Raw genomic sequence first — 22,707 nt, 5'->3', positions numbered from 1 at the left:
AATGACCGAGTGTAGTAGTCCACGACACTGCTTAGCTACCTCGCTGGCATGGGGACTACACAGTCAGCGGCAATCTCTTAATAAAAAAGCCGCCAACCCCGCCACTGATTACCGACAGAGCTGACAGACATGATCACCCCGATGTGGATAATGGCCAAACGACAGCTTTTTCACGGACCAACCAGTACGTTTCACTGAGCAAAATGTAACCATCATTTGCTACACGCCCGTCGCAACGGGATAATGCGCGCCACTCGGCGCTAAGCGCCACGTATGGCCGTTCGCTTTTTTTTGCGATTCGCCGTGTCAAGAAAGCCCGCAGGGGCGGGATGAATGGCTGTGATCAATTTCAACATCGCCCAATGGCGCGCGTGGGCCCCTGGGCTCGAAAGCGTGGACGATTGGCAGGTCTGGAGCCGACAACCGGTCGTGCTTCAGAGCAGCGATGCCGCCCCCGACGTGTCTTTTCTGCCCGCCATGCAGCGCCGACGGCTCAGTCGCCTGGCGCGGATGGCGTTCAGCGTCGGCTGGCCCCTGGCCGATGGTCGCCAAGACCTACCGCTGGTCTTTATTTCCCGTCATGGCGAAACACCCCGTACCTTCGAGATCCTGAGTGATCTGGCAGCCGGGCAACCGTTGTCGCCAACTCAATTCAGCTTGTCGGTGCACAACGCGGTCATTGGCCTGTGGTCGATCATGCGCGGTGAAACCAGCGAGATGACCGCCCTTGCCGCCGCGGGTGACGGCCTTGAAAACGGCATGCTAGAGGCCGCGGCGCTACTTTCCGAAGGCGCGCCTGCCGTGCTGCTGATCGTCACTGAAGAAATACCGCCCGAAGCCTACTCGGCCTGGATCGACGACGTGCCGTTCCCCTACGCAGTTGGCCTGTTGCTGACACCGGGTACCGACTGGCAGCTGTCCCTGAACAGCACTTCAGATACGTTGTCCAACGCCCACTGGCCCCATGCCCTGAATCTCTTGCGTACCCTACTCGGCCAGCAGACTACCTGCCAACATGCCTGGAAAAATCGTGTATGGACCTGGCAACGCAACCTGTAAGCGAAAAAAACCGCGACGCCTATTACTGGCGTCTGCTGGCGACTGCCGCAAGCTTCACCCTGTTCGGGTTGGGCGGGCTGTGCCTGCGGCTGGTGGTGTTCCCGTTGCTGGGCTGCCTGCCCGGCGATGCGCAGACCCATCGGTTACGGGCACGGCAAACCGTCAGTCGCTGCTTTTGGTTTTTCGTCCGGTTCATGGCCCGTACCGGGGTACTGACTTATGACATCCAGGGCGCGGAAAAACTCGGTCGCCCGGGCCAGATGATCATGGCCAATCACCCGTCGCTGATCGACGTGGTATTTCTGATCGGCCTGGTGCGTCACGCCAACTGCGTGGTCAAAAACAGCCTCTGGGAGAACCCGTTCACCCGCGGCCCGCTACGCCGCACCGACTACATCAGCAACGACGGCAGCATGGACATGCTCGACGCCGCGGCTGACGCACTGAAAAGCGGTCAGACGCTGATCATCTTTCCCGAAGGCACACGCACCCAGCCGGGCGAACCGCCAGCCTTTCATCGGGGGGGCGCGGCAATCGCCCTGCGCGGTGCGAGAATCCTGACCCCGGTGATTATTAAGGTCAGTCCGACCACATTGACCAAGGCCGAACCCTGGTATCGCATCCCGAAACGTCGCGTGCACTTCAGTTTCCGTGTCGGGGCCGATATAGACCCACAAGCCTTTGCTTCATGTGGCCCTGCACCTCAGGCTTCGCGCAAGCTCAACGATTATTTGCACTCTTACTTTATTAAGGAGCTCGCCGAAGATGAGCGATCTACACCGTGAAATCAAAGAACTGATCATCGACGCCCTGGGCCTTGAAGACATCAGCGCACAAGACATCGGCGATGACCAGACGCTGTTCGGCGAAGGCCTGGGCCTGGATTCGGTAGACGCCCTGGAACTCGGCCTGGCCATCCAGAAAAAGTACGGCATCAAAATCGACGCCGACGCCAAGGACACCCGCAATCACTTCAGCAACGTGGCGAGCCTTGCGGCGTTCGTCACCGCAAAACAGGCAGCTTGAGACCGGACCATGCAAACTCGTGATGACATTTTCAACACCCTGCGCGATGCCTTGGTAGAACTCTTCGAGCTGGACCCTGAGCGCGTGAGCCTCGAATCCAACCTGTATCAGGATCTGGAAATCGACAGCATCGACGCCGTCGACCTGATTGATCACATCAAGCGTCAGACCGGCAAGAAAATCGCCGCCGAAGAATTCAAATCGGTGCGCACCGTCAGTGACGTGGTCGAGGCGGTCTACCGTCTGGTTCAACCGGCCGCATGAGTCGACTGATCGGCCTTGGCCTGCTGCTGGCGGGCCTGTTGTACCCCTTTGCGGTGTATTTCGGCATGGAACACTTTGCTCCGTGGCAGTTCGGTCTGCTGCTGGGCAGCCTGTGGCTGGCGCGGGCGCTGCTGGGTCCCCGTCGCCCCGGCAGCCTGTGGATGGCGCTCACTGCGATCGGCTTTTGCCTGTTGCTGGCGCTGTTCGACAGCCCGTTGTTGCTGCGTTGGTACCCGGTGCTGATCAGCGCTTTCATGCTGGGGCTGTTTGGCCTGAGCCTGAAAATCGGGCCGCCGATGGTTGAGCGCCTGGCGCGCCTGCGTGAGCCGCACTTGCCGCCCAAGGCGATTGTTTACACCCGCCAGGTGACCGTCGTCTGGTGTGTGTTTTTCCTCTGTAACGGTTTGCTTGCCGCCGCCTTGACCCTGTGGGCGCCGCTGAGTTGGTGGATGTTGTACACCGGCCTGATTTCCTATGGATTGATGGGCCTGCTGTTTGCCATTGAATGGCTCATACGACAACGGGTACGAGGCCACCCATGAATTGGATATCACTTGAGCAGCTGTTGCTCAAGGCACAGCCGGAGCGTGCCGTTACGGCAGAACCGGCGTTGAATCACGCACAGCTGTGCGAACAGGCGCTAAGCCTGGCAGCCGGCCTGCAATCCCAAGGCGTGCAGCGCATCGCCGTGCACCTTGAAGATGCTGCTGACCTGGCGATTGCCCTGCTCGGCGCCTGGCGTGCCGGGGTTAGTGTGCTGCTGCCTGCCGACCTGCAACCGCAGACTCGCCAACGCTGGTCGAGCGAAGTCGATCTGTGGCTGACCGACCTGGCCGATGACGCGCACCTCACCGACTATCGGCAACCGCCCCTGCCCCACGCCGCACTGGATCTGGACGCCTGTCGCCTGAGCCTGTGCACGTCCGGTTCCAGCGGCGAACCCAAGCGCATCGACAAGACCCTGCGCCAGATAGCCAATGAAGTGCAGGCGCTGGAGCAGCTCTGGGGTGCCGATCTGGGCCAGGCGTGCATCATCGGCAGCGTCGCCGCCCAACACATCTACGGCCTGCTGTTTCGGGTGCTGTGGCCGCTGTGTGCCGGGCGCTCGTTTGTGCGCAAGCAACTGGCCTTCCCGGAAGACTTGCAGCGAGCCAGTCGCGAACACATGGCGTTTGCCTGGGTCGCCAGCCCGGCGCTGCTCAAGCGCATGGGCGACAACCTCGACTGGCCGGCCTTGAGCGCGGTTCGCCGGGTGTTTTCCTCGGGTGGAGCGCTACCGGCCGAGGCTGCGCAAAGCCTCTACGATCGCTTGCAGCAATGGCCGACGGAAATCCTTGGCAGCTCGGAAACCGGTGGCATCGCCTGGCGTCAGGGTCACGATCTCTGGCAGCCGTTTGCTGAAGTCGAACTGAGTCAGGACAGCGAGGGCGCGCTGCTGATCGCCTCTCCCTACTTGCCCGCCGGTCATATTGAAAACACCGCTGATGCCGCCAGAATCGCTGCCGACGGCCGATTCGAACTGCTCGGACGGCTGGACCGGATCGTCAAACTGGAAGAAAAACGTATCTCGCTGCCGATGCTGGAAAAGGCGTTGATGGAGCATGACTGGGTCGCAGAAGCACGCCTCGGCGTGGTCCGGGAAAACCGCGCCTCGCTGGGCGCGCTGCTGGTGCTGACCGACGCCGGCCTGCATGCCTTGCGCAATCAGGGCCGACGCACCGTCACGCAAGAATTGCGTCAGCACTTGAGCCAGCACTGCGAAGCCCTGGCCCTGCCAAGACGCTGGCGGTTACTGCGGCAATTGCCCCTGAACGCTCAAGGCAAACTGCCTCAAGCCGACGTCGAAGCCTTGCTGTTGGCCCCCCGCCCGAAAGCGCCGGAAGTGTTGGAACAAGTCGAGGTCGATGGCGAATGGAGCCTGCAACTGGCCGTTCCGCCGGACCTCGCCTACTTCAGCGGACACTTCCCGCAAACGCCGGTATTGCCCGGTGTGGTGCAGGTGGATTGGGCGCTGAGCCTCGGCCAGCAATTGATGGACCTGCCGGCTAAATTCGCTGGCATGGAAGTGCTGAAGTTCCAGCAACTGGTGCGCCCCGGCGATGAAGTCCAACTGCACCTGCGCTTCGATCCGGAACGCGGCAAATTGTATTTCGCCTACCGCAATGAAACCGCGACCTGCTCCAGTGGGCGGATTCTGCTGGAGGTTGCAGGTGATGTATAAACCATGCGCAATCATCCCGGTCTACAACCACGAAACCGCGATCACCACGGTGGTCGACGCGCTGATCGCCAGTGGCCTGCCGTGCATTCTGGTGGACGATGCCAGCGATCCATCCTGCGCCAGGGTGCTCGACCAACTGGCCCAGCGTGAAATGGTCAACCTGATCCGCCTCGCCGCCAATCAAGGCAAGGGCGGCGCGGTCATGACCGGCCTGCGCGAAGCCTCGCGCCTGGGTTTCAGCCATGCCTTGCAGGTGGACGCCGACGGCCAGCACGACCTGCAGGATGTCACGACCTTCATCGCACAATCGCGCGCTCATCCCGACGCGGTGATCTGCGGCTATCCGCAATACGACGCCAGCGTGCCGAAGGGCCGTCTGTACGCCCGCTACCTGACCCACGTCATGGTCTGGATCAACACGCTTTCCTTGCAGATCCGCGATTCCATGTGCGGTTTCCGCGTCTACCCGTTGCCGCCGACCCTGGCACTGATCGACTCGGCGAAGATCGGCAAGCGCATGGATTTCGACTCGGACATCCTCGTGCGCCTGGCCTGGCGCAATCAGCCGATGCAGTGGCTGCCGACCAAGGTCCATTACCCGCTGGACGGTGTCTCGCATTTCCGTATGTTCCACGACAATGTGCTGATTTCGAGCATGCACACCCGGCTGTTCTTCGGCATGTTGCTGCGGGCCCCGGTGATCCTCTGGCGACGGTGGCGAGCATGAGCAGTAACGCAGACAAACAGCACTGGGCCGACCGCCAGGAGCGCGGCAGCTTCTGGCTGATGAAATTCACCGCGCTCTGCGCCAAAGTGCTGGGCCGACGGCTGCTGAGTCCGTTGCTGTACGGCATCGTCCTGTACTTTTTCCTGTTCGGTCGCAGTGCCCGCCGCAGTGCCTGGCAATACCAGCAACGCCTCGCGGACTGGAGCGCACGCCCGCAATTGCGACCGACCCACTGGCGAGTGTTCAGCCAGTTCATGGCCTTCGCCGATTCGATGCTCGACAAACTCGACGTATGGAACGGAAAGTTGAGCATCGATCACATCGAAATCGTCGACCCGGCGCTGCTGCGCAGTCAGCTGCGTGGCACTCGCGGGCAGATGCTGGTGGGCGCGCACCTGGGCAATCTCGAAGTCTGCCGCGCACTCGCGGAGATCGGCGAGAAGGTCACCATGAATGTGCTGGTGCACACCAAGCACGCCGAGCAGTTCAACCGATTACTGGGCGAGGCCGGCGCGACCAATCTGCGGCTGATTCAGGTCAGTGAACTGGACCCGGTGATCATGCTGCAACTGCATGAACGACTGGAGCGTGGCGAGTGGCTGGCGATTGCCGGCGACCGCGTGCCGCTGCATGGCGGGCGCAGCGTGACCGTGGACTTCCTCGGTCATCAGGCTGCATTGCCCCAGGGGCCGTGGCTGCTGGCCGGCTTGCTGAAATGCCCGATCAATTTGCTGATGTGCCTGAAGAAACCGACGGGCCAATATCGCGTGACCCTCGAACCGTTTGCCGAGGCCGTAGTGTGGAAACGCAGCGACCGCGAGCAGGTCATTCATCAGTGGGCTTCCCGCTACGCCGAACGCCTGGGTCACTATTGCCTTGAAGCGCCCCAACAATGGTTCAACTTTTACCCTTTCTGGAAGACCGATGACGACGCCAACGCTTGAGCCGGTAACCTTCGGCGAACTCCCTTTGCGCATCGAAGACGTGCTGGCCGCGGCCAACCGTCAGGTGCCGACGCAGTTGCAAAGCGACCCTGCGTACCGTGAGCGCATCGCCAAGGGCGCGCGATTTCTCGATTCCCTGCTGGACAAGGAAGGCGTGATCTATGGCGTGACCACCGGTTACGGCGACTCGTGCGTGGTCGCGGTGCCGCTGCATCACGTCGAGGCATTGCCCCGTCATCTGTACACCTTCCACGGCTGCGGACTGGGCAAACTGCTCGACGCCCAGGCCACTCGGGCTGTATTGGCGGCGCGTTTGCAGTCGTTGTGCCACGGCGTGTCCGGGGTGCGCGTGGAACTGCTGGAGCGTCTCCAGGCCTTCCTCGAACACGACATCCTGCCGCTGATCCCGGAAGAAGGGTCGGTGGGCGCCAGCGGTGATCTGACGCCGCTGTCGTACGTCGCCGCAACCTTGTCCGGCGAGCGCGAAGTAATGTTCCGGGGCGAGCGCCGACAAGCCGCCGACGTCCATCGCGAACTGGGCTGGACACCGCTGGTGCTGCGCCCGAAAGAAGCGTTGGCGCTGATGAACGGCACCGCCGTGATGACCGGCCTCGCCTGCCTGGCCTACGCCCGCGCCGATTACCTGCTGCAACTGGCGACCCGTATCACCGCGCTGAACGTGGTCGCGCTGCAAGGCAATCCCGAGCACTTCGACGAGCGCCTGTTCGCCGCCAAACCGCATCCGGGGCAGATGCAAGTCGCCGCGTGGTTGCGCAAGGATCTGGCAATCGATGCGCCGACCGCACCGCTGCACCGCCTGCAAGACCGCTATTCACTGCGCTGCGCGCCGCATGTCCTCGGCGTCCTGGCCGACAGCCTGAACTGGCTGCGTTCGTTCATCGAGATCGAACTCAACAGCGCCAACGACAACCCGATCATCGACGCCGAAGCCGAACGCGTGCTGCACGGCGGGCACTTCTACGGCGGGCATATTGCGTTCGCCATGGACAGCCTGAAAAACCTGGTGGCCAACGTGGCCGATCTGCTGGACCGGCAACTCGCCCTGCTGGTGGACGAGCGTTACAACCATGGCTTGCCAAGCAACCTTTCCGGCGCCACGGCTGACCGCGCGATGCTCAATCACGGCTTCAAGGCGGTGCAGATCGGCACCAGCGCCTGGACCGCCGAAGCGCTGAAAAACACCATGCCGGCCAGCGTCTTCTCGCGCTCCACCGAGTGCCACAACCAGGACAAGGTGAGCATGGGCACCATTGCCGCCCGCGATGCGATCCGTGTGCTGGAGCTGACCGAACAGGTCGCCGCCGCCACCTTGCTCGCCGCCAACCAGGGTGTTTGGCTGCGCAGCAAAGCCGAGGACGCGCGCCCGTTACCGCCAGCCCTGGCGGCCATGCACGAAGAGCTGGCCAAAGACTTCCCGCCGGTCATCGAAGATCGCGCGCTGGAAGGCGAATTGCGCCTGTGCCTGAAACGTATCGCCAAGCAACACTGGAGGCTGCATGCGTAGCAAGGGAGTGCTTCACACCGATACGGAAATCCTCGTGCCGTTCTTTGACGTCGACACCATGAACGTGGTCTGGCACGGCCATTACGTCAAATACCTGGAAGTCGCCCGTTGTGCGCTGCTGGACAAGATCGGTCACAACTACACCGCCATGGTCGAGTCGGGTTATGCCTGGCCGGTGATCGACCTGCAATTGCGCTATGTGCGCGGCGCCGTGTTCGGTCAAAAGCTGAACGTGCGGGCCAATCTGGTGGAGTGGGAGAACCGTCTGAAGATCAATTACCTGATCAGCGATGTGAAAACCGGTGAGCGTTTGACCCGCGCCAGTTCCGTACAGGTCGCTGTCGACATGAGCAGCCGCGAGATGCAGCTGGCCTCACCGAAGATCTTCACCGATGCCGTAGAAAGGATGCTCGCATGACCCCGTTTTTCAAATACCTCGGTGCGTTGGCGTTGCTCGGGCTGTCATCGATGGCTCATGCCTTCGATTTGCAGCAGTTGAGCGATCAACTGGCCAAGCCTGATGTGATCCACGGCCATTTCATCCAGGAAAAACACCTGCGCGCATTGCCCCAGCCGCTGACCAGCAAGGGCACTTTTATCCTCGCTAAAAACCACGGATTGCTCTGGTTGTTGAAAACCCCGCTGCAACAGGATTACCGCATCACCAACAAAGGCATCGCCCGCCGCGACGCCAGCGGCTGGCAAATGCTCCCGGGCAAGAGCGCCGGCGCCGAGCAGAACCGCTTGTTCCTCGCCGTGTTGCAAGGTGACAGCAGCGGTCTGCAACGGGACTTCGAATTGTCTTTGAGCGGCGACGCACAGAACTGGAAACTGACGCTGATCCCGCGCTCAATGCTGCTCAAGCAGGTGTTCAATCAGATCAACATCACCGGCAGCGAATTGGTGAACAGCATCGAGCTGCTGGAAACCCAGGGCGACAGCACCCTTTTGCGCATGCAGGACAGCACCAGCACCCAACCGTTGAGCGACGCGGAGCAACATGACTTTGCCGAGTGAACGCAGACTTCCGTGGCTGTTTCTGATCCTGCTGTTGGCGGTGCTTGCGCTCGCCGGTTGGCAATGGCGCGACGGTGCACCGCTGTCGGCCAACCTGATGGAACTGGTGCCGGGCACGGCGCCGGACGCGCTGGAACTGCGTGCCGAACAACGCATACAAGAACCGTTGAACCGGGAAATGCTGGTGCTGGTAGGCCATAAAGATCGCCCGCAAGCCATTGCCATGGCGCAGAAACTCGGCGAGCAGTGGCAGGCCAGCGGTTTGTTCGAGAAGGTTCAGTGGAACCTGCAAGCCGACTTGCCGGCGCTGCGCACGCAATTGCTGCAAGGCCGGCTGTCGATGCTTTCGGCGATGGATCGGCAGCAGTTGATCGAACACCCCGACGCCTTTATCCAGCAGCGGGTGCAAGCGCTGTTCGACCCGTTCACCGGTTTCAGCCTGGTGCCGAGCCAGGATGACTGGCTGGGCCTGACCGGGCGCATCCAGAACAGCCAACCACAACACGGCGCCGTGCAACTGGACATCGGCAGCGGAGCGCTGGTCGCCGATGCCGACGGCAAGAGCTGGGTGTTGCTGCGGGCAAAAACCACCGGCAATGCCTTCGACATGAGCCTGCCGCTGCAAGTGGCTGACCTGCTTGAACGCAGCCGAAAAGAAGCCGCCCAGGCCGACGTGCAACTGCTCGCTGCCAGCGGTCTGCTGTACGCGGCCAACGGTCAGCAACAAGCCACCCGCGAAATGACATGGGTCGGCGGCGGTGCCACCGTGGGCATTTTGTTGCTGCTGTTGCTGGCCTTCCGGCGCTGGCGTGTCTTGCTCGCTTTCGTTCCAGTGCTGGTGGGCATGCTGTTTGGTGCGGTGGCGTGTGTGGCGCTGTTCGGACACATGCATGTGATGACGCTGGTGCTGGGCTCGAGCCTGATCGGCGTGGCCGTCGATTACCCGCTGCATTACCTGTCGAAAAGCTGGAGCCTGAAACCCTGGAACAGCTGGCCGGCGTTACGCCTGACCCTGCCGGGCCTGACGCTGAGCCTGATCACCAGTTGCATCGGCTACCTGGCCCTGGCCTGGACGCCTTTCCCGGCCCTGACCCAGATTGCCGTGTTCTCCGCCGCCGGCCTGCTCGGCGCCTACTTGTCGGCCGTGTGCCTGCTGCCAGCGTTGCTCAAGGGCGTGAACCTGCGTCCGGCGCATTGGCCGCTGCGTATCTGCGAGTGTTTGCTGAACCTGCGCGAAGCGCTGCTCAAACACGTCAGTACGCCCGTGTTATTCGCACTGCTGATTGCCTTCTGCGTCGGCGGCCTGTTGCAACTGGAAAGCAAAAACGATATCCGCCAGTGGATCGGCGCACCGCAGCAATTGACCGACGAAGCCCAGGCCATTGCGCGCATCACCGGCTATCAGCCGACCAGCCAGTTCTTCCTGGTGCGCGCGGCCAATCAACAGGAACTGCTCGAACGCCAGACTGCACTGAGCGAGCGCCTGGATCAGTTGGTCAACCTGGAAAAACTCCAGGGTTACCTGTCTCTAAATCAACTGGTCAGCCAGCCGAGCGAGCAGCACAAAGTGCGCGAAGCGTTGAGCAAGTTGCCGCAGTTCTGGCAACCCTTGCTCGACCTCGGCGTGCCGGCAGAAGCGCTGCAAGCGGAGCTTGCAACGTTGCTGGCGCTGCCCGCCGAAGACATCGACGCCTCGCTGGTCGGTCCGCTGGCGGAACCTTATCGCACCCTATGGCTGGGGCCGACCGATGAAGGCGTGGCGGCGATGGTCAGCCTGCAAGGCCTGAATAATCCTTCGCTGTTGCGCATTCAGGCGCTGGACTTGCCGGGGGTCGAACTGGTCGACCGTCTCGGTGAACTGAACAGCGTTTTCGCCGCGACACAGATCAGCGCGGCGCAGCTCAAACTCGCCTCCTGCGTGTTGATCGTGCTGGTGCTGATCCTGCCGTTTGGCTTCGGTGGTGCGTTGCGCATCGTCTCACTGCCCTTGCTGGCCGCGCTGTGCAGCCTGGCCAGCCTCGGCTGGATGGGCCAACCCCTGACCCTGTTCAGCCTGTTCGGCCTGTTACTGGTGACGGCGATCAGCGTCGATTACGCAATCCTCATGCGCGAACAGGTCGGCGGCGCCGCCGTGAGCCTGCTGGGCACCTTGCTGGCAGCGGTGACCACATGGCTGTCATTCGGTTTGCTGGCCGTGTCCAGCACACCGGCGGTGAGCAACTTCGGCCTGTCCGTGAGCCTCGGGCTGGCGTTCAGTTTCATCCTTGCGCCCTGGGCCGGACGCCAAGTGCATGCCGCCGCCGTCGTGGAGCCAGCCGCATGATGATCGCCCTGTTTTGGCTGATGGCCCTGACGATGTTCGCCGTGGCCACCCGTGTGGGTCGTCACTTCGGCCTGATCCCGATCGTCAGTCAGTTGCTGCTGGCGACCTTCGGTCTACCGCTGCTGATGTACTTCTGGATCGAGCCGGGCTGGCAACTCAGCGGCGCCGAGCTGATCTCGCCGGTATGGCTGAAAAACCTCTACAGCCTCGGTTTTGCCTTGTTGCTGGGAAACATCCTCAGCGATGTGATCGACCTGCGACTCGATCGCCAGAGCCTGAAAATCGCCCTGCCGAGTTTTTGCATTCCATTTGTCTGCGGTGTGGCGACTGCGGTCTGGTTGTTACCCGCACAGCCGTGGATCAGTTCATTGGCAGTGGGCCTGGTGTTCGCCATCACCGCGATCCCGGTGTTGTACCTCTACCTGCGACACATCAATTACCCGCCCGCCGCAACCCGGCGGCTGGTGCAAACCGCGATCCTCATCGACCTGGCATGCTGGACCCTGTTCGGCTTCGCCCAAGGCAGTCTGCACCTGAGCAGTCTGCTGCTGCCGCTGGTCGGCGCCTGCCTTCCGGTGCTTCTGCATTTGCTGGGTTTGCGCCAACCGCTACTGCACAGCGGCTGCTTTTTTGCGCTGCTGGTGGTCGCCGAACACTTCAAGCTCAATGCTCTGATTTTCGGCATCGGTTATCTGCTGTGCATGGCCGCGCTGAAAATGCCGCTGGTGTTGCCGTTGCCGGCGATCTGGATGAACCGTTTGCAAACCTGGATCGCCATCCCGCTGATCCTCACCTTCGGTATCGTGCAGATCAATGTCCACGCCGCCATGGCCAGTCTCGGCTGGGTGCAGTTGGCGGCGCTGCTGCTGTTGCCGATTGCCAGCAAACTGCTGGGTAACTGGCTCGGTCTCGGCTGGGCCGGCGCTTCATTTGAAGGCGCCAGTCGCTGGCGCGAAAGCCTGCTGCTCAATATTCGCGGTTTGAGCGAGATCGTCTTTCTCAACCTGCTGCTGCAACAACAGCTCATCAGCCCGGCGTTGTACTTCGCGCTGATGGTGATGGGCCTGATCGCCACACTGCTGCCGGCACTTGCCGGCATGCACCAATCCCCTTTGAATATCGCCGCCCCGGCAAGGAGCCCCCGTGCCAACAGTTGAAATGGAACGTCGCCAGGTTGTTGTCATTGGCGCGGGTCCTTCGGGCGCCATTGCCGCCGCGCTGCTCAAGCGCAAAGGCCACGACGTGCTGATGATTGAACGCCAGCATTTTCCACGGTTTTCCATCGGTGAAAGCCTGTTGTCGCACTGCCTGGATTTCGTCGAAGAAGCCGGCATGCTCGACGCCGTGAACGCCGCCGGGTTCCAGATGAAAAACGGCGCCGCGTTCGCCTGGGGCGAGCACTACAGCGCCTTTGATTTCGGCGACACGTTCAGCAACGGCAAGCCGACCACCTTCCAGGTCCAGCGCGCCGATTTCGACAAACTGCTGGCCGATCAGGCCGCGCTGCAAGGCGTCGACGTTCGTTATGGCGAAGCCATCGTCAGTGCCGATTTCGACCTGCCCAAGCCGCAGCTCGATGTGCTTCGTGAGGATGGCAGCCAGTACCGCGTCGAAGCTGATTTTGTAATGGATGCCAGCGGCTACGGCCGCGTGTTGCCACGCTTGCTGGACCTTGAAGCACCGTCGAATTTCCCGGTGCGCCAGGCGGTGTTCACCCACATCGAAGACCATATCGACAGCCCGACCTTCGAACGGGAAAAAATCCTTATCACCACCCATCCGACCCATCGCGACATCTGGTTCTGGACCATTCCGTTCAGCAACGGTCGCTGCTCGGTGGGCGTGGTCGCTGCCGCCGAGCACTTCGAAGGCCGCATGGACAACCTGGACGAGTGCCTGCGCGGCTTCATCGCTGAAACTCCAAGCCTGGCCTGTGTCCTGGAAAACGCGGTCTGGGACACGCCAGCCCGCACCATCGGCGGCTACTCGGCCAACGTCAAAACCTTGCACGGTCCGGGCTTTGCGTTGCTCGGCAACGCGGCAGAATTCCTCGATCCGGTGTTCTCCTCCGGCGTGACCATCGCCATGCGCTCGGCCAGCATGGCCGCCGGCGTGTTGCATCGCCAGCTGCAAGGTGAAAGCGTCGACTGGCAGACCGAGTTCGCCGCACCGCTCAAGCGCGGCGTCGACACGTTCCGCTGCTACGTCGAAGGCTGGTACGCCGGGACTTTCCAGGATGTGATTTATCATCCAGGCAGCTCAGCGGATATCCGCCGTATGATCAGTGCAATCCTCGCCGGTTATGCCTGGGACGAGCGTAATCCGTTCGTCAGCGAACCCAAGCGTCGGCTGCGCGTGCTGTCGGAACTTTGCGCTAGAGATGCCACATGATCCGTTACCTGCTTCTGGGTTGCCTCCTGCTGCTGAGCGCTTGCGCCAGCCAGGCGCCGCTGCCCGGGCAAACCGAAAACCTGCCGCTGCCGCAGCAACTGCACATTCAGCGCTTGCTGGCTGATCAGCGTCAGGACTGGGTGTTAGTAATTGCGCGCGAAGGCCCGGGCATTCGCTGGTCGATGATGGATTTGTTGGGCATTCCGCAGGCACGCCAGAAACTGATCGATGGCCAGTGGCAAGCTGACGGCCTGCTGCCGCCGAATCCGGAAGCCCGGGAATTGTTCGCAGCGTTACTGTTCGCGTTGACCCCGCAAGACGAATTGCAGGCCAACTACCCCGAGGCCTGGCAACACGGCTCCCAACGTTCCCTGCCCACTCGCTGGGACGTACGTTACTCGCCGCCACTGAGATTTGAGTTGAACCTGCCTAAAGGTCCGAAGTACCTGGTAACGCCCTTGAGCGGGGAGACGCCATGACCGCTTACCTGAATGCTCTCGGGGTGATCTGCGCCCTGGGTCGCGACAAACAGGAAGTCGCCCGCAACCTGTTTGCTGGCGATTGCTCCGGCATGCGCAGCGAATCCGGCTGGGTGCCGGAGCGGTCGTTGCCAGTGGCGGCGGTGCGTGGTGAGCTGGCGCCGATCCCGCCGGAACTGGCCGAGCAAAGCAGCCGCAACAACCAACTGCTGCTGGAAGCCGCGCTGCAAATTCGCGATGACATTGATCAAGTGATCCAGACTTACGGCCGCGATCGAATCGGCGTGATCCTCGGCACCAGCACTTCCGGCATCGATGAAGCCAGCCGTGGCCTGGCCCATTACATTCGCGAACATGAATTCCCTGCCGACTACGATTATCAGCAGCAGGAACTCGGCGCGCCGGCCAACTTCCTCGCCGACTGGCTGCAATTGAGCGGCCCGGCGTATGTGATCTCCACGGCTTGCACCTCCAGCGCCCGGGCGCTGATGAGTGCCCAGCGGCTGCTCGATCTGGGTGTGTGCGATGCCGTACTGTGCGGCGGCGTCGACAGTTTGTGCAAACTGACCCTCAACGGCTTTTCGGCCCTGGAAGCGGTGTCCGAGCAGCGCTGCAATCCGTTTTCGGCCAACCGCAACGGCATCAATATCGGCGAAGCCGCCGTGCTGTTTCTGATGAGCAAAAAAGCCGGCGCGAGCCAACCGATTGCCCTGCTCGGGAGCGGCGCCAGTTCCGATGCGCACCATATCTCGGCGCCGGAACCGACCGGCCGGGGCGCCCTGCAAGCGATGAGCAAAGCCCTGAACCACGCGAAGGTGCAGCCCGAGCAAATCGGCTACCTGAACCTGCACGGCACCGCGACCCAACACAACGACGCGATGGAAAGCCTGGCGGTCTCGGCCCTGTTCCCGCACGGCGTGCCCTGCTCCTCCACCAAGCCGATGACCGGACACACGCTCGGCGCGGCCGGCGCCCTGGAAGCGGCGTTCTGCTGGTTGAGCCTGAGCACGAACAATCGGGAAAACCTCCTGCCGCCCCACGTGTGGGACGGTCAGCCCGACCCCGACTTGCCGGCCTTGCAGTGGGTGACCCCGGACCATCGCCTGACGTCCATTGCACCTCGCTACCTGATGAGCAATTCCTTTGCCTTCGGTGGCAACAACGTCAGCCTGATTATCGGAGATGCCCCATGATTGACTGGCCGCTCGCCGAGCTGCTGCCGCACGCTGGCGACATGATCCTCATCGAGCAGATCCTGGCGTTCGATGACGAGCAGATTCACACCCGCCTCACCGTCAAGCCCGGGGGCCTGTTCAATCGTCCCGACGGCAGCCTGCCGGCGTGGGTCGGTATCGAACTGATGGCCCAGAGTGTTGCCGCCTACGCCGGTTGCCATGCGCGCCAGCGCGGTGATGCGGTGGCGCTGGGTTTTCTGCTCGGCACCCGGAAATTCGAATGCAACGTGGAGCACTTCCCCGCGGGCACCGAGCTGACCATCCATGGACTGCGCTCGCTGGAAGACGACAACGGCATGGGCGTGTTCGAATGCCACATCAACGCCCCCGGCATTCACGCCACCGCCCGCCTGAACGTGTTCCGCCCGCCTCAGGCCGCTCAATACCTTCATGAATCCCAAGGAGCCAGCCATGACTGAATCCGTACTGGTCACCGGTTCCAGCCGTGGTATCGGCCGTGCCATTGCGTTGCGTCTGGCCCAGGCCGGGCACGACATCGTGCTGCATTGCCGCAGCGGCCTGGCCGACGCCATCGCCGTCCAGGGCGAAATCCAGGCGCTGGGACGCAATGCTCGCGTTTTGCAGTTCGACGTCTCAGATCGCGCCAGCTGCAAGGCCATCCTCGAAGCCGACGTGGAAGCTCATGGCGCCTATTACGGCGTAGTGCTGAACGCCGGCCTGACGCGTGACGGTGCTTTTCCGGCGCTGAGCGAGGATGATTGGGATGTGGTGATGCGCACCAACCTCGACGGTTTCTACAACGTGCTGCACCCGGTGATGATGCCGATGATTCGGCGTCGCGCGGCCGGGCGGATTGTCTGCATCACCTCGGTTTCCGGGTTGATCGGTAACCGTGGCCAGGTCAACTACAGCGCCTCCAAGGCCGGTTTGATCGGCGCGGCGAAAGCGTTGGCGATCGAACTGGGCAAGCGCAAAATCACCGTCAACTGTGTCGCACCCGGCCTGATCGACACGGCCATGCTCGACGAAAACGTGCCGGTGGAAGAACTGATGAAAATGATCCCCGCACAACGCATGGGCACTCCGCAAGAGGTGGCCGGCGCGGTGAATTTCCTGATGTCGGCGGAAGCGTCGTACATCACCCGGCAGGTTCTGGCCGTCAACGGAGGCCTGTGCTGATGAAGCGCGTCGTCGTCACCGGCATGGCCGGCATCACTTCACTGGGCAGCGACTGGGAGACCATCGCTGGCAACTTCGCGGCCAACCGCAGCGGCATACGCCGGATGGACGAGTGGGATCGGTTCACCGAACTCAACACGCGCCTGGCCGGGCCTATCGACGACTTCAAAGTCCCGAGCCACTGGACCCGCAAGCAGCTGCGCAGCATGGGCCGAGTCTCGCGCCTGGCGGTCGGCGCGTCGGAGCAGGCGCTGGCCGATGCCGGACTGTTGGGTAACCCGATCATCAAGGATGGGCGCATGGGCGTCGCCTGCGGCTCCTCCACCGGCAGCACCGACGAGATCAAGGCGTTCGGCAATATGCTGCTCAACTCGGTGGCGGAGGGCCTTAATGCCAACTCCTACGTGCGGATGATGCCGCACACCACTGCGGCGAACATCAGCATCTTCTTCGGCCTCACCGGCCGGCTGATCCCGACGTCCAGCGCCTGCACCAGCGGCAGCCAGGGCATCGGCTACGCCTACGAGTCGATCAAATTCGGGCGCCTGCCGCTGATGCTCGCCGGCGGTGCTGAAGAACTGTGCCCCACCGAAGCCATGGTCTTCGACGCACTCTACGCCACCAGCCTGAAAAACGACGCCCCGCAAACCAGCCCACGTCCGTATGACAAAGACCGCGATGGCCTGGTGATCGGTGAGGGCGGCGGCATGCTGGTGCTCGAAGAGCTTGAACATGCGTTGGCACGCGGCGCGCACATCCATGCCGAACTCGTCGGTTTCGGCAGCAACGCCGACGGCCAGCACACCACCCGCCCAGAGCAAGTCACCATGCGCCGGGCCATGGAACTGGCGCTGGAAGACGCCGGGCTGCAACCGTCAGACATCGGCTACGTAAACGGCCACGGCACAGCGACAGAGCAGGGCGACATTGCCGAAACACTGGCCACCAGCGCGTTGTTCGGCGAGCACATGCCGATCAGTTCGCAGAAGAGCTTCCTCGGGCACACCTTGGGCGCCTGCGGTGCGCTGGAATCCTGGTTCAGCATCGAAATGATGAACCGCGACCTGTACGTGCACACGTTCAACCTCGACGAGGTCGATCCGCACTGCGGCAAGCTCGACTACCTGCGCGGCGAGTTCCGCCAGATGAGTAATGAGTACGTGATGAACAACAATTTTGCGTTTGGTGGCGTCAACACTTCGCTGATTTTCCGTCGCTGGCACTGATCTGAAAAAACGTCTGGAGTGAGGGGAATGACTCTGTTTCAGCGCATCGGCGCAGTATTCACCATGGCTGTTGCGCTGAGCGGCTGCACCAGCCCGGTGTACACCGCCAAGGAACACTTTCCCGGCGACAAGGGCCTGAGCGACGATCGGATGAGCCGCGCCATCGTCACCGCACTGATCGAGCGCCAATGGATCGTGCAGTCGGCGCGCCCCGGCATGATCAAAGCGGCAATCACCGTGCGCGACCGGCACCACGCCGAAATCGACATTCCCTATACCTCCACCTCGTTCGAAATGGACTACCGCGACAGCCGCGGCCTGGACTACAAGGACGGCAGGATCCACGGCACCTACAACCGCTGGATCAATTACCTGCGCGACGACGTGGTCAAACAACTGGCCACCGACCCGGACGCTGATCAAGTCTTCGCCTCGCAAGGCGCCTACGAACCCACCTACCAGGACTTTCAGGAAGGCGTGAAACGCGCCACCGAAGTTGGTCTGCTGGATGGCAGCGTCAAGTTCTACCTGGCGGGAGAAGCACTGCCGACCCAGGTGCACAAACTGAAGGCGGTGAGCAGCAGCCGAAGAGCCGACGACAACGAAGACAAATCCGCTGAAGACACCTGCTACTGGGCGTTGCAATCGACCTTGGCGACGTTGCAAAGCAAGGCCAAGAAGGCTGGTGCTAACGCCGTGATCAACATCGCCGGCATCAACAAGCGCGACCTGAGCCAGGACACCGGGAAATACCAGTGCAGTGACGACGAGGAAATACCTGGGCTGGAAGCGCTCAAGGCCGTGGTGTCCGGGGTGGCGTTGCGCGGGGATCTGGTACGGGTTGACTGAGGCGAGCACCTCGAGAACGACAAAGGGCGCCTTTCGGCGCCCCTTCACAAACAGGTCGGCTTGTCATCGCCCTGTACCTGTCTGGCTCTGCGATGGCTGGTTGCCCAGGATCCTCAGAGTCTCACAAGCCCCTTACGGGAACGGGGGGAGTATTGCCCGAAACAGGATCAAGGGCAACGACTGGCCATTCGCCTGACTGCGCCACTTCCGATGCCATCACAGGCCAAGCGCACTACGTACCGCGACTTTGATTGCGTAAAACTCATCTGTTTCAAGGTGTGAAATAACATAAACACGCTTTCCATGTCGGTCTCGACTTTTGATCCGGTCCAGCCTGGAGAGGCTTACTGTCGCAACCATATCGCATTTCGCCCAGCAAACAGGACTGGCACCCTGTAGATGACTTTGAAGTTCCAGGTGGTGATCAAGTATGCGATCCGGAGCGGTAGTACTGAGCGGCACAACTGTCACCAGTAAGCTGTTGGTTTTGTGTTTTCGTATCACGACAACAGGTCTGACTTTGATCATTTCGGGGATTTCATACCCCCTGAAATCACAAATCAGCACACTGCCTTCCTTCGGTTGATATAGAAGTGGCATCCATGGCACTCATCGAAAGAAATCGATTTTGCTCAACAATCGCGCAAATCACTAAACAGGATCCGTTACTTTAAGTGTCCCTGCGCTCAAGTCCCCTCAACCTTCCTCGTCAACAAATCCACAAACGCCTTGGCCATCGGCGACTTCTGGTCCTTGCGCTGCACCAGCCACACAGCCGACACCGCTTCCGGATCAAGCAACGGCCGGTAGACCACGCCGTCAATGCGCATCCGCTGATAAGAGGCCGGCAGCACCGACACGCCCAGCCCCGCCGCCACCAACCCGATAATGGTCATTGCCTCGCCTGCCTCTTGCGCGAAGTGCGGGCTGAAACCGGCATCGCGGGCCAGGCTGAGCAACTGTGCATACAGGCCGCTGCCATAGCTGCGTGGGAAGAAAACGAACGGTTCGAGGGCCAATGCCGAGAGGAACAAACCCTCTTCGCTGTCGTTCACTAGCGGATGTTTGGAGCTGAGCACCGCGACCAGCGGCTCACGCATCAACTCCACGACGCTGAGGGAATCCGGCAGCCCAAGCGGTCGCATGATGCCGACTTCGATCGACTCATCGACCAGCGCGTCGGCCACTTGGGTGCTGCTCATCTCCCGCAGATTCAAATGCACCGCCGGGAAACGCTGGCGGAACGAGAAAATCGCCTGGGGAATGGTCGAGTTGAACGGCGCCGATGAGGTGAAACCAATTTTCAGTTCGCCCAACTCACCCAGCTGCGCACGCCGTGCCACGTCGGCCGCTTTGTCCACCTGCGCCAGCACCAGTCGCGCTTCTTCCAGAAACAGCCGACCGGCCTCGCTAAGCTCGACCCGACGATTGGTTCTCTCGAACAGCCGTGCTCCGACTTCCTGTTCCAGCGCCTGAATCTGCTGGCTCAGCGGCGGTTGCGAGATCCCCAGCACCTGAGCGGCGCGGCCGAAGTGCAATTCTTCGGCGACGGCGATGAAGTAGCGCAGGTGACGCAATTCCATGAAAACTCCATTAGGTCGTAAAACCTATCAAACAGGTCGAACAATATATTGGATTGAATCATTAGGCAGCTATATGCTTTTTTCATTGCCTGACCGGCTGCGCCCTCCGAGGTCCGAAGTGAAAACTGCTGTCGCCCCCCTTGCCCACGAAGTTCCGCCCACCTCGGTGGACGATGTTGTCGGCGAATTGAAAGAGATCTACATCGAGAAAGGCACGCCGATGTTCATGCGCACGGTACTGGCGCTGTTCTCCGGCGGCTTTGCGACCTTCGCCCTGCTCTACTGCGTACAGCCGATGATGCCGCTGCTGTCCCACGAGTATTCGATCAATGCGGCGCAGAGCAGCCTGATCCTCTCGGTGGCCACCGGCATGCTCGCCATTGGCTTGTTGATCACCGGCCCGATCTCCGACCGTGTCGGACGCAAACCGGTGATGGTCGCGGCCTTGTTCGCCGCCGCACTGTGCACCATGGCCAGCGCGATGATGCCGAGCTGGCAAGGCGTGCTGGTGATGCGTGCGTTGATCGGCTTGTCGTTGAGCGGCCTGGCGGCGGTCGCCATGACGTATCTGAGCGAAGAGATCCACCCGCAGCACATCGGGCTGGCGATGGGTTTGTACATCGCCGGCAATGCGATTGGCGGGATGAGCGGCCGCTTGATCACCGGCGTGTTGATCGACTTCGTCAGCTGGCACACGGCAATGCTGGTGATTGGCGGGCTGGCGCTGATCGCGGCGACGGTGTTCTGGAAAATTCTCCCCGAATCACGCAACTTCCGCCCCCGCTCGCTGCACCCGCGCAGTCTGCTCGATGGCTTCACCATGCACTTTCGCGACGCTGGCCTGCCGCTGCTGTTCCTTGAAGCTTTCGTGCTGATGGGTGCGTTTGTCACCCTATTCAACTACATCGGCTATCGCTTGCTGGCCGAGCCGTACCACATGGACCAGGTCTTCGTCGGTCTGCTGTCGGTGGTGTACCTGTCGGGCATCTACAGCTCGGCAAAAATCGGCTCATTGGCCGACCAACTGGGCCGGCGCAAAGTGCTGTGGGCGACGATTGTGCTGATGCTCGCAGGCCTTGCGCTGACCATGTTCACGCCGCTGCCGTTGGTGATTATCGGCATGTTGATCTTCACCTTCGGCTTCTTTGGCGCGCATTCCGTGGCCAGCAGTTGGATAGGGCGGCGAGCGGTGAAAGCCAAGGGGCAGGCTTCGTCGCTGTACCTGTTCAGCTATTACGCCGGGTCGAGTATTGCAGGGACCGCGGGCGGGGTGTTCTGGCACCTGGGCGGGTGGAACGGGATCGGGTTGTTCATTGGTGCGTTGCTGGTGATTGCGCTGCTGGTGGCGTTGAAGCTGGCGAAGTTACCGCCGTTGGGCGGAGTCAAAGCCTGACACCGCTCCGTGTGGGAGCGAGCCTGCTCGCGAAAGCGGTCTTTCAACAGACATCACTGTTGGATGTGCCGGCCTCTTCGCGAGCAGGCTCGCTCCCACAGGGGCCGAGTGTGACCTGAGATCTCTATACAAAAACGCCCGGCATAAGCCGGGCGTTTTTTATTGGACGACGATCACTCGTGATATTGCGCCGACAGCTCATGTACCGCGCGCATGAACGCACCCGCATGTTCCGGATCAACTTCCGGTGTGATGCCATGGCCGAGGTTGAACACATGACCACTGCCTTTGCCGTAGCTGGCGAGAATCCGACCGACTTCGGTGCGGATGGCTTCTGGCTTGGCGTACAGCACAGTCGGGTCCATGTTGCCTTGCAGGGCGACTTTGTTGCCGACGCGTCGGCGGGCTTCGCCAATGTCGCAGGTCCAGTCCAGGCCCAACGCATCAGCGCCAGCGTCGGCGATGCTTTCCAGCCACAGGCCGCCGTTCTTGGTGAACAGGATGACCGGCACTTTGCGGCCTTCGTGTTCGCGGATCAGGCCGCTGACGATTTTGCGCATGTAGGCCAGGGAAAACTCCTGGTACGCCGCCGCCGAGAGGTTACCGCCCCAGGTGTCGAAAATCTGCACCGCTTGCGCGCCGGCCATGATCTGGCCATTGAGGTAGCTGGTGACCGACTGCGCGAGCTTGTCCAGCAGCAGGTGCATGGCTTGCGGGTTGTCGTAGAGCATGGCCTTGGTCTTGCGGAAGTCTTTCGACGAACCGCCTTCGACCATGTAAGTGGCCAGGGTCCACGGGCTGCCGGAGAAGCCGATCAGCGGCACGCGGCCGTTGAGTTCGCGGCGGATGGTGCTGACCGCGTCCATGACGTAGCCAAGGTCTTTGTGCGGATCAGGAATCGGTAGGGCTTCGATATCGGCCATCGTGCTGACGACTTTCTTGAAGCGTGGACCTTCGCCGGTTTCGAAGTACAGGCCTTGGCCCATGGCGTCCGGGATGGTGAGGATGTCGGAGAACAGGATCGCCGCGTCCAGTTGCGGATAGCGGTCGAGTGGCTGCATCGTGACTTCGCAAGCGAACTCCGGGTTCATGCACAGGCTCATGAAGTCACCGGCCTTGGCACGGCTGGCGCGGTATTCCGGCAGGTAGCGACCGGCCTGACGCATCATCCATACCGGCGTGACGTCTACGGGTTGCTTGAGCAGGGCGCGAAGGAAACGGTCGTTCTTCAGGGCAGTCATGTCGGCATCCGGAAAAAAAGTGCGGGCATTTTCTCAGAGCTCGACACAAAAGGCACGGTTGCAG

At 61.6% G+C, this 22,707-nt stretch carries 24 protein-coding genes; 21 read left to right on the top strand and 3 right to left on the bottom strand.

Annotation, left to right across the window (positions count from 1 at the left end; genetic code table 11):
• Window positions 1–333 precede the first annotated feature (333 nt).
• Genes JIO00_RS02170 through JIO00_RS02075 form a run of 20 tightly spaced genes read left to right on the top strand, consistent with a single transcriptional unit; the run spans window position 334 to window position 18,426 of the window.
• Window positions 334–1,059, top strand: a complete 726-nt coding sequence (locus JIO00_RS02170; RefSeq protein ID WP_200667523.1) for a beta-ketoacyl synthase chain length factor — start codon at window positions 334–336, stop codon at window positions 1,057–1,059.
• A complete protein-coding gene (locus tag JIO00_RS02165) occupies window positions 1,035–1,844 on the top strand; it encodes a lysophospholipid acyltransferase family protein (protein ID WP_010464361.1) in 810 nt (269 codons plus the stop codon). The genes JIO00_RS02170 and JIO00_RS02165 overlap by 25 nt, the downstream gene beginning before the upstream one ends.
• Window positions 1,825–2,085 carry a phosphopantetheine-binding protein gene (locus tag JIO00_RS02160; protein ID WP_008149626.1) on the top strand — a complete coding sequence of 87 codons (261 nt, stop codon included), beginning with the start codon at window positions 1,825–1,827 and terminating at the stop codon, window positions 2,083–2,085. The genes JIO00_RS02165 and JIO00_RS02160 overlap by 20 nt, the downstream gene beginning before the upstream one ends.
• 9 nt (window positions 2,086–2,094) lie before the next feature.
• A complete protein-coding gene (locus JIO00_RS02155) occupies window positions 2,095–2,349 on the top strand; it encodes an acyl carrier protein (RefSeq protein ID WP_007992314.1) in 255 nt (84 codons plus the stop codon).
• Complete coding sequence (locus JIO00_RS02150; protein WP_010464373.1) at window positions 2,346–2,891, top strand: membrane protein; 546 nt, start codon at window positions 2,346–2,348, stop codon at window positions 2,889–2,891. The genes JIO00_RS02155 and JIO00_RS02150 overlap by 4 nt, the downstream gene beginning before the upstream one ends.
• On the top strand, window positions 2,888–4,570 hold the full coding sequence (locus JIO00_RS02145) for an acyl-CoA synthetase family protein (RefSeq protein WP_200667521.1): 1,683 nt from the start codon (window positions 2,888–2,890) through the stop codon (window positions 4,568–4,570). The genes JIO00_RS02150 and JIO00_RS02145 overlap by 4 nt, the downstream gene beginning before the upstream one ends.
• Window positions 4,563–5,297 (top strand): glycosyltransferase family 2 protein, encoded by a 735-nt coding sequence (locus tag JIO00_RS02140; RefSeq protein WP_102593635.1) that lies wholly within the window; start codon window positions 4,563–4,565, stop codon window positions 5,295–5,297. The genes JIO00_RS02145 and JIO00_RS02140 overlap by 8 nt, the downstream gene beginning before the upstream one ends.
• A complete protein-coding gene (locus JIO00_RS02135) occupies window positions 5,294–6,241 on the top strand; it encodes an LpxL/LpxP family acyltransferase (RefSeq protein WP_010464379.1) in 948 nt (315 codons plus the stop codon). The genes JIO00_RS02140 and JIO00_RS02135 overlap by 4 nt, the downstream gene beginning before the upstream one ends.
• On the top strand, window positions 6,222–7,766 hold the full coding sequence (locus JIO00_RS02130; protein WP_083375215.1) for an HAL/PAL/TAL family ammonia-lyase: 1,545 nt from the start codon (window positions 6,222–6,224) through the stop codon (window positions 7,764–7,766). The genes JIO00_RS02135 and JIO00_RS02130 overlap by 20 nt, the downstream gene beginning before the upstream one ends.
• A complete protein-coding gene (locus tag JIO00_RS02125; RefSeq protein WP_010464383.1) occupies window positions 7,759–8,184 on the top strand; it encodes an acyl-CoA thioesterase in 426 nt (141 codons plus the stop codon). The genes JIO00_RS02130 and JIO00_RS02125 overlap by 8 nt, the downstream gene beginning before the upstream one ends.
• Complete coding sequence (locus tag JIO00_RS02120) at window positions 8,181–8,783, top strand: outer membrane lipoprotein carrier protein LolA (RefSeq protein WP_200667519.1); 603 nt, start codon at window positions 8,181–8,183, stop codon at window positions 8,781–8,783. Before JIO00_RS02125 ends, JIO00_RS02120 begins: the two co-directional genes overlap by 4 nt.
• The gene (locus JIO00_RS02115; RefSeq protein ID WP_200667517.1) at window positions 8,767–11,106 is read left to right on the top strand and encodes an MMPL family transporter; all 2,340 of its coding nucleotides are present in this window, start codon (window positions 8,767–8,769) and stop codon (window positions 11,104–11,106) included. Before JIO00_RS02120 ends, JIO00_RS02115 begins: the two co-directional genes overlap by 17 nt.
• Entirely contained in the window at window positions 11,103–12,263 is a 1,161-nt protein-coding gene (locus JIO00_RS02110; protein WP_200667515.1) for a sodium:proton antiporter, read from the top strand. The genes JIO00_RS02115 and JIO00_RS02110 overlap by 4 nt, the downstream gene beginning before the upstream one ends.
• Window positions 12,250–13,497, top strand: coding sequence for an NAD(P)/FAD-dependent oxidoreductase (locus JIO00_RS02105; RefSeq protein WP_154911974.1), 1,248 nt, complete (start codon window positions 12,250–12,252; stop codon window positions 13,495–13,497). Before JIO00_RS02110 ends, JIO00_RS02105 begins: the two co-directional genes overlap by 14 nt.
• The gene (locus JIO00_RS02100) at window positions 13,494–13,976 is read left to right on the top strand and encodes a hypothetical protein (protein WP_154502718.1); all 483 of its coding nucleotides are present in this window, start codon (window positions 13,494–13,496) and stop codon (window positions 13,974–13,976) included. Before JIO00_RS02105 ends, JIO00_RS02100 begins: the two co-directional genes overlap by 4 nt.
• The gene (locus JIO00_RS02095) at window positions 13,973–15,169 is read left to right on the top strand and encodes a beta-ketoacyl-[acyl-carrier-protein] synthase family protein (RefSeq protein WP_200667513.1); all 1,197 of its coding nucleotides are present in this window, start codon (window positions 13,973–13,975) and stop codon (window positions 15,167–15,169) included. The genes JIO00_RS02100 and JIO00_RS02095 overlap by 4 nt, the downstream gene beginning before the upstream one ends.
• On the top strand, window positions 15,166–15,630 hold the full coding sequence (locus JIO00_RS02090; RefSeq protein ID WP_010464396.1) for a hotdog family protein: 465 nt from the start codon (window positions 15,166–15,168) through the stop codon (window positions 15,628–15,630). The genes JIO00_RS02095 and JIO00_RS02090 overlap by 4 nt, the downstream gene beginning before the upstream one ends.
• Window positions 15,623–16,351 (top strand): 3-oxoacyl-ACP reductase FabG, encoded by a 729-nt coding sequence (gene fabG / locus JIO00_RS02085; protein WP_010464399.1) that lies wholly within the window; start codon window positions 15,623–15,625, stop codon window positions 16,349–16,351. Before JIO00_RS02090 ends, fabG begins: the two co-directional genes overlap by 8 nt.
• On the top strand, window positions 16,351–17,577 hold the full coding sequence (locus tag JIO00_RS02080; protein WP_010464400.1) for a beta-ketoacyl-ACP synthase: 1,227 nt from the start codon (window positions 16,351–16,353) through the stop codon (window positions 17,575–17,577). Before fabG ends, JIO00_RS02080 begins: the two co-directional genes overlap by 1 nt.
• Before the next feature lie 27 nt (window positions 17,578–17,604).
• Window positions 17,605–18,426 carry a hypothetical protein gene (locus JIO00_RS02075; protein ID WP_083375222.1) on the top strand — a complete coding sequence of 274 codons (822 nt, stop codon included), beginning with the start codon at window positions 17,605–17,607 and terminating at the stop codon, window positions 18,424–18,426.
• A gap of 216 nt (window positions 18,427–18,642) precedes the next feature.
• Here JIO00_RS02075 and JIO00_RS02070 read toward each other — a convergent pair whose 3' ends face one another.
• The gene (locus JIO00_RS02070; protein WP_083375223.1) at window positions 18,643–19,026 is read right to left on the bottom strand and encodes a type II toxin-antitoxin system PemK/MazF family toxin; all 384 of its coding nucleotides are present in this window, start codon (window positions 19,024–19,026) and stop codon (window positions 18,643–18,645) included.
• 86 nt (window positions 19,027–19,112) lie between these two features.
• Entirely contained in the window at window positions 19,113–20,009 is an 897-nt protein-coding gene (locus tag JIO00_RS02065) for a LysR family transcriptional regulator (protein WP_083375224.1), read from the bottom strand.
• Between the two features lie 166 nt (window positions 20,010–20,175).
• Between JIO00_RS02065 and JIO00_RS02060 the strand changes: the two genes are divergently transcribed.
• Complete coding sequence (locus tag JIO00_RS02060; RefSeq protein ID WP_442793947.1) at window positions 20,176–21,402, top strand: MFS transporter; 1,227 nt, start codon at window positions 20,176–20,178, stop codon at window positions 21,400–21,402.
• Window positions 21,403–21,575: 173 nt separating this feature from the next.
• Here JIO00_RS02060 and hemE read toward each other — a convergent pair whose 3' ends face one another.
• Window positions 21,576–22,643, bottom strand: a complete 1,068-nt coding sequence (hemE, locus tag JIO00_RS02055) for a uroporphyrinogen decarboxylase (RefSeq protein WP_010464411.1) — start codon at window positions 22,641–22,643, stop codon at window positions 21,576–21,578.
• Window positions 22,644–22,707: the final 64 nt, after the last annotated feature.

This window comes from Pseudomonas sp. SW-3, assembly GCF_016615645.1.
Classification (GTDB): Bacteria; Pseudomonadota; Gammaproteobacteria; order Pseudomonadales; family Pseudomonadaceae; genus Aquipseudomonas; species Aquipseudomonas mandelii.
The sequence above is the reverse complement of the archived record's forward strand: the minus strand, read 5'-3'. Positions and strand labels throughout refer to the sequence as shown.

Coding starts and splice junctions, on each gene's coding strand:
- JIO00_RS02170 (WP_200667523.1), top strand. CDS start 334: ATGGCTGTGATCAATTTCAACATCGCCCAATGGCGCGCGTGGGCCCCT.
- JIO00_RS02165 (WP_010464361.1), top strand. CDS start 1,035: ATGGACCTGGCAACGCAACCTGTAAGCGAAAAAAACCGCGACGCCTAT.
- JIO00_RS02160 (WP_008149626.1), top strand. CDS start 1,825: ATGAGCGATCTACACCGTGAAATCAAAGAACTGATCATCGACGCCCTG.
- JIO00_RS02155 (WP_007992314.1), top strand. CDS start 2,095: ATGCAAACTCGTGATGACATTTTCAACACCCTGCGCGATGCCTTGGTA.
- JIO00_RS02150 (WP_010464373.1), top strand. CDS start 2,346: ATGAGTCGACTGATCGGCCTTGGCCTGCTGCTGGCGGGCCTGTTGTAC.
- JIO00_RS02145 (WP_200667521.1), top strand. CDS start 2,888: ATGAATTGGATATCACTTGAGCAGCTGTTGCTCAAGGCACAGCCGGAG.
- JIO00_RS02140 (WP_102593635.1), top strand. CDS start 4,563: ATGTATAAACCATGCGCAATCATCCCGGTCTACAACCACGAAACCGCG.
- JIO00_RS02135 (WP_010464379.1), top strand. CDS start 5,294: ATGAGCAGTAACGCAGACAAACAGCACTGGGCCGACCGCCAGGAGCGC.
- JIO00_RS02130 (WP_083375215.1), top strand. CDS start 6,222: ATGACGACGCCAACGCTTGAGCCGGTAACCTTCGGCGAACTCCCTTTG.
- JIO00_RS02125 (WP_010464383.1), top strand. CDS start 7,759: ATGCGTAGCAAGGGAGTGCTTCACACCGATACGGAAATCCTCGTGCCG.
- JIO00_RS02120 (WP_200667519.1), top strand. CDS start 8,181: ATGACCCCGTTTTTCAAATACCTCGGTGCGTTGGCGTTGCTCGGGCTG.
- JIO00_RS02115 (WP_200667517.1), top strand. CDS start 8,767: ATGACTTTGCCGAGTGAACGCAGACTTCCGTGGCTGTTTCTGATCCTG.
- JIO00_RS02110 (WP_200667515.1), top strand. CDS start 11,103: ATGATGATCGCCCTGTTTTGGCTGATGGCCCTGACGATGTTCGCCGTG.
- JIO00_RS02100 (WP_154502718.1), top strand. CDS start 13,494: ATGATCCGTTACCTGCTTCTGGGTTGCCTCCTGCTGCTGAGCGCTTGC.
- JIO00_RS02095 (WP_200667513.1), top strand. CDS start 13,973: ATGACCGCTTACCTGAATGCTCTCGGGGTGATCTGCGCCCTGGGTCGC.
- JIO00_RS02090 (WP_010464396.1), top strand. CDS start 15,166: ATGATTGACTGGCCGCTCGCCGAGCTGCTGCCGCACGCTGGCGACATG.
- fabG (WP_010464399.1), top strand. CDS start 15,623: ATGACTGAATCCGTACTGGTCACCGGTTCCAGCCGTGGTATCGGCCGT.
- JIO00_RS02080 (WP_010464400.1), top strand. CDS start 16,351: ATGAAGCGCGTCGTCGTCACCGGCATGGCCGGCATCACTTCACTGGGC.
- JIO00_RS02075 (WP_083375222.1), top strand. CDS start 17,605: ATGACTCTGTTTCAGCGCATCGGCGCAGTATTCACCATGGCTGTTGCG.
- JIO00_RS02070 (WP_083375223.1), bottom strand. CDS start 19,026: ATGCCACTTCTATATCAACCGAAGGAAGGCAGTGTGCTGATTTGTGAT.
- JIO00_RS02065 (WP_083375224.1), bottom strand. CDS start 20,009: ATGGAATTGCGTCACCTGCGCTACTTCATCGCCGTCGCCGAAGAATTG.
- hemE (WP_010464411.1), bottom strand. CDS start 22,643: ATGACTGCCCTGAAGAACGACCGTTTCCTTCGCGCCCTGCTCAAGCAA.